The sequence below is a fragment of the Microvirga sp. HBU67558 genome (assembly GCF_018069605.1).
Lineage (GTDB): Bacteria > Pseudomonadota > Alphaproteobacteria > Rhizobiales > Beijerinckiaceae > Microvirga > Microvirga terrae.
Genome location: NZ_JAGPUP010000376.1, coordinates 1 through 4,683 on the forward strand (window position 1 = coordinate 1; position 4,683 = coordinate 4,683).

Genomic DNA, 4,683 nt, shown 5'->3' on the forward strand with positions numbered 1-4,683 from the left:
ACCATGCCTTGGAGTAGCGCGTCCTTGGTGGGAAAGTTGTAGAGAAGCCCACCCTTGCTGAGACCGGCCCGCTCGGCCACGGTGTCCAGCGTCAGTCGTCCCGAACCGATCTCGCTCACCAGCTCCGCAGCCGCGTCGAGAATCCTCTCGCGGGAACTCTTACGGCCTCGAACACGTCCCGCCATTGCTCTCCTTGCGCTCAACCCATCCGGTAGAAGTGGTTTCGCCATATCGGCGTTCAGCCTTCCAGTGTCAAGGCGAAAGCATGACCGCGCCACCAAGGGTCTCGGTGCGGTTCGCTCATGATGTTGAGATCGGGATTAGCATTACAGAAGCACTACAGATGCTATTTGTGGACGGCTTCCTCCTCGCAAGGGCATCGGGCAAGTACTCTGATCGGATCGCTTGCGCCCATATGTCCGGCCTGTTGTTGTGGTCACACGTGACCACGGCCAAGATGGTTTCCGCGACGTGAGTTCCAAGCATGGGGGCGACCTGTCACAGCCGATAGGATCTACGGAGTTTCTCACATCTCGGATCGATCGATCACACCATCTGTTCACTCCCTTGCAAGTTCCGGCAGCAGCTCAACCCGGGAGGACTTGAGGCCCCCGAGGTCGGGCTGATCTCTAAACTGCGCTCACCCCTGCGGGCGAGGCCGATTTCGCGTTGTAGACCTCGCCTGTCACCATGAGTTTCCAGGCGATCCGCGCGATCTTGTTGGCCAGCGCCACCGCGGCCAGCTTCGGCGGCTTGCGCTTGAGCAATTCCACCAGCCAGGGCGAGGCAGGCGCACACTGGCCGCGCCGCAGCTGTCGGATCACCGCCATGGCGCCGACCACCAGCATGGCGCCGACCACCAGCACGCTGCGCAAGGCCTCGTCGCCCGCCCGGGTGATCACGCCCAGCCGGACCTTGCCGGCGGTGGAGTGATCCTTCGGGGTCAGGCCGAGCCAAGCGGCAAAGTGGCGAGCCGAGCGGAACGCCTCGGGGCTCGGCGTCTTCATCACCAGCCTCGCGGCCCCGATCGGCCCGACGCCGGGGATCTGGGCCAGACGTCGGCTGCACGCATCATCACGATGCCAGGCCATCAGCTTGTCTTCCACCTCTTCCAGCCGGGCCTGCAGCTGAGCGTATTCCTTGGCCTGTATCGCAAACAGCTCCCGCGCCAGAACCGGCAGGGTGTCATCCGCCCGGATCCGCTCCAGCAGCGGTTCGATCTTGCACAGCCCCTTCGCCGCCACCAGCCCGAACTCGGCGGCATAGCCGCGGATCGCATTGGTCAGCTGGGTGCGCTGGTGGATGATACCGACGCAATCCGTCCACCGCTCCGAGTTGAAGCCGTCCTTCCTTCCGATTTGATCCCGTCCAGGGATCGGTCTGAAGAACCCTGCTGCACCGGGTCATTGCGACCTTTCCACCAGAGAGGACGCGATGCCAGCAAACAGAGCGATGACCATGCGACAGATGCGGCAAGTGCTGCGGCTCCACGCCAGCCAAACCAGCGACCGCGAGATCGGCCGGATCGTCGGCGCGGCGCGCTCGACCGTGCGCGATGCCATCCAGCGGGCCAAGGTGGCTGGGCTGGGCTGGCCTGGCCGCTGCCGGACGACCTGACCGATGCCGCCCTTGAGGAGAAGCTGTTCGCCCGGGCGGGCGCCCGGGTCGGCACGCGCCGCAGGCCGGATGCGTGTTTCGCGTGATCTATGTCCGGCAGCCGACGGACCTCCCGTCCTCCGGGCGTGAGGTTCGTCTCAGCGTTCGGGTGCGGCGCTTCTACTGCCACAATCACACTTGCTCGAAGCAAACCTTTACGGAGCCTCTCCGGCGTCTTCTCAAGCCTTATGCCCGACGCACACAGCGACTGGCGAAGGCACAGGGGCGGATCGGCATCGCGTTGGGAGGTGATGCTGCTGCCAGACTCCTTGTCCATCTCGCCATGCCGGCTAGCGCCGATACCATCCTCCGCCTCGTTCGGGATCAGCCACTTCCTACGCGCCAACCGCCGCGCATCGTCGGTGTTGACGATTGGGCGATGAAGAAAGGCCGCACCTATAGCTCCATTCTGGTCGACCTGGAGCGCCGGAAGCCGATTGAGCTTTTGCCCGACCGAACCGCAACGACCTTCTCAGCCTGGCTCCGGCGCACCCCTATGTCAGGATCATCGCCCGTGACCGCTCCAGTGAATACGCCCGCGGCGCTGCCACGGCCTGCAAGGCCATCCAAGTCGCGGATCGTTGGCATCTGCTGTTAAATGCCCGCCAGATGCTCGAGCGCTGGCTGGCAGGAGCCCATGCTCGGTTGCGGCGTCTGCCTCTCATCGAGCGCTCCCCTGGGACCTCAGGACGGCGAACCCGCGCCTACCCTCGGACGCGGGCCGAGCAGGCCGCCAGTACTGACAGCCGGGCTCGTTGGCAGGCTCTCTATGAGGAAGTCCGGCAGCGACATGCCCGTGGAGAGAAGCTGTTGGCGATCAGCCACACGATGGGCCTGGCGCGCGGCACGGTGAGGAGGTTTGCTCAGGCCGAAAGCTTTCCCGAGCGAGCCGTGCGCCAACCGGGGCCGAGTATTCTTGATCCGTATCTCTCCCACCTCAATGCCCGCTTGGCCGCCGGATACGAGAACGCCACTGCCCTCTGGCGTGAACTACGGGATCTCGGCTTTGCCGGCTCCCCCAAGCAGGTCTATCGTTGGATGGCCGAGCGTCGCACGGCTCCGGCGAAAACGACAGCCCGCAAATGGCACTCACCCGGTCCGACACGTTCCGCGGCAGAGGCTTCGCTTCCCTCGCCCAAGCAACTTGCATGGCTTCTTGTGCGCCCTGCGACAGCACTTGATGCAACGGAGGCTGCCGTCCTCGCCCGAGTGCGCCAATGTCCCGAGGCTGCGACTGTGGCCGAGCTCGCCGAGCGCTTCTGCATCCTCATCCGTCAATGTTGTCGTGAGCGCCAGTCCCGTAACAAGGAGCAGACGTCCATCAAGGCTCTGACGACATGGATTGCTGAAGCTCAGTCATCAGGCATCCAGGCTATCGAGACGTTTGCCGCCGGCCTGGAGCAGGACGGAGCTGCGGTTCGCGCGGCACTGACGCAGCCGTGGAGCAGTGGGCAAGCTGAGGGTCAGATCACGCGCCTTAAGCTCCTGAAGCGCTCCATGTATGGACGCGCCAGCTTTGATCTCCTGCGCCGCCGGGTGCTCTTGGCAGCGTAATCCACGCAAAGTGCGGGAGAGCCACACAATCGGGGGAAGATCACCTGGCTCCTGGCCGCCCTAATGAGTTCATCCGCGCAGCCGGATAATTCGCAGGTGGCCTGAAATCCAGCGCCGGCCTCGTGCCACCGCATTATTCAGGGCCGACTAATTAGAGTTTGGAAGCTAAGGGTTTTTCTTGGCCGGGCATTGAGCCTCTGTGCAACCGGATCCAAGGCGCTTTGGCTCTAGGCGAACAGATCTGACTGACCTCTTCGGGAAGTACTGCCGCGGCAAGCCATTAGTGTTCTCGTTGCGTCCCCAACCCCATGGGACCTACGGCAGTCTGCACATGGCCCGTAATCTCTAGGACGAAGGCCTAGAGGTCGGCCGCCGCACCACTCGGCTGATGCGGGAGAACGGCTTGAAAGATCAGCAGAAGCAGCGGTTCAGGCGCACGACCGGCGGCCACCATAGCCTTCCTGGTCCGACGCAACCTTCTTGCGCAGGAGTTCTCGGCCAAGGAACCGAACCAGAGATGGGCGGCCCATATCTCGTCCGTGTGGACGAACGAGAGCTGGCCCTATCTGGCTGTCGCCCTCAATCTTTTCGCCCGCCGGGTGGTCGGCCAGCGGCTTTGGGCCGAGGTTGAGCCTGAGATACAGCAATTCGAGGACAGTTTCAGCATGAGCCCCTAGCCGCATTGCATCCTGCCTCTCTCAGGACCCGAGACCGATCTGTGGATGGTGCTTGATCGTGCCAGTCCGGCATCTTCCTACGGAGCACTCTTCGGAGTTACGTTCATGACGAGCCATGTGCTGACCCCTTGATGCAGGTCGACTACGTAGTCGGCCGCAATGCCGCTGTCCTCGCCATGACCTGACGCGTGAACTGCCGTAACGAGCCGCGAGACCATTGCGCTGCGTCGGTCTGGGGGAAGATCAGGGTCAAAGACCATCATTGTGGCAGTCAGAGCGATGAAGGCATCCGTGACGATCACATGAGGCTGAACGGCCGGATGATTCTTCAGAATGTCCGCCGCGATGATAATTCGCTCGATTTGCATCTCCCGCGATTGGTCACGGCCTTCAACGAGGATATCGACGTAGCCAGACGAGAAACGGCACCGTATCGAAGGAGCATCTTCGCACCGCTTCAGGTCGAGACGGAGCTCGGTCCCGACTCGCGTCAACACGTTATTGACAATCGTGCCGTAATCACCCGGCGCCCAGGTGAAAGGATCCGCCAGAGCAGGCTCCGTCAGCCCAAAAGCTGAGATGAAGCCGCAAGCGGCGATCACCGCTCGATTAGGGAGGCTAATCAATGCATCACCCCACTCAAGTGTTCTCTTGGCATACGATCAAAGATATATTGCCAACTTTGCCTCGGCCCCGCGACGAGGCTGAGCGCTTGCGCTCCGATACTCATTCCAGCTTCTTCCAGCGCAAGCTTCATATTGCCTCCGGTGATGGCAGTGCGGAGAAGATTTGCTGC

The 4,683-nt window shown here is 62.5% G+C and carries 3 protein-coding genes and 4 pseudogenes; 2 read left to right on the forward strand and 5 right to left on the reverse strand.

Features of this window, described 5'->3' with window-relative positions; translation table 11 throughout:
* Together KBI52_RS02195 and KBI52_RS02200 are read right to left on the reverse strand one after the other, a co-directional pair.
* Positions 1 to 185 (reverse strand): TetR/AcrR family transcriptional regulator (locus tag KBI52_RS02195; RefSeq protein ID WP_210805035.1); only part of this gene is annotated, 185 nt, incomplete at its 3' end.
* A gap of 444 nt (positions 186 to 629) precedes the next feature.
* Positions 630 to 1,307, reverse strand: a pseudogene (locus KBI52_RS02200) (IS110 family transposase); the annotation flags it as partial.
* Between the two features lie 127 nt (positions 1,308 to 1,434).
* On the opposite strand from KBI52_RS02200, the gene KBI52_RS02205 reads away from it, so the two are divergent.
* On the forward strand, positions 1,435 to 1,617 hold the full coding sequence (locus KBI52_RS02205) for a hypothetical protein (RefSeq protein ID WP_205772617.1): 183 nt from the start codon (positions 1,435 to 1,437) through the stop codon (positions 1,615 to 1,617).
* Between the two features lie 88 nt (positions 1,618 to 1,705).
* Positions 1,706 to 3,210, forward strand: a pseudogene (locus tag KBI52_RS32560) (ISL3 family transposase); the annotation flags it as partial.
* A gap of 137 nt (positions 3,211 to 3,347) precedes the next feature.
* Here the strand turns inward: KBI52_RS32560 and KBI52_RS32565 are convergent.
* The 3 genes and pseudogenes from KBI52_RS32565 to KBI52_RS02220 all read right to left on the reverse strand — a co-directional run.
* Positions 3,348 to 3,522: pseudogene (locus KBI52_RS32565) on the reverse strand (IS30 family transposase); the annotation flags it as partial.
* A gap of 442 nt (positions 3,523 to 3,964) precedes the next feature.
* Complete coding sequence (locus KBI52_RS02215) at positions 3,965 to 4,513, reverse strand: hypothetical protein (RefSeq protein WP_210805039.1); 549 nt, start codon at positions 4,511 to 4,513, stop codon at positions 3,965 to 3,967.
* A gap of 62 nt (positions 4,514 to 4,575) precedes the next feature.
* Positions 4,576 to 4,683: pseudogene (locus tag KBI52_RS02220) on the reverse strand (HrpF/NolX family T3SS translocon protein); the annotation flags it as partial.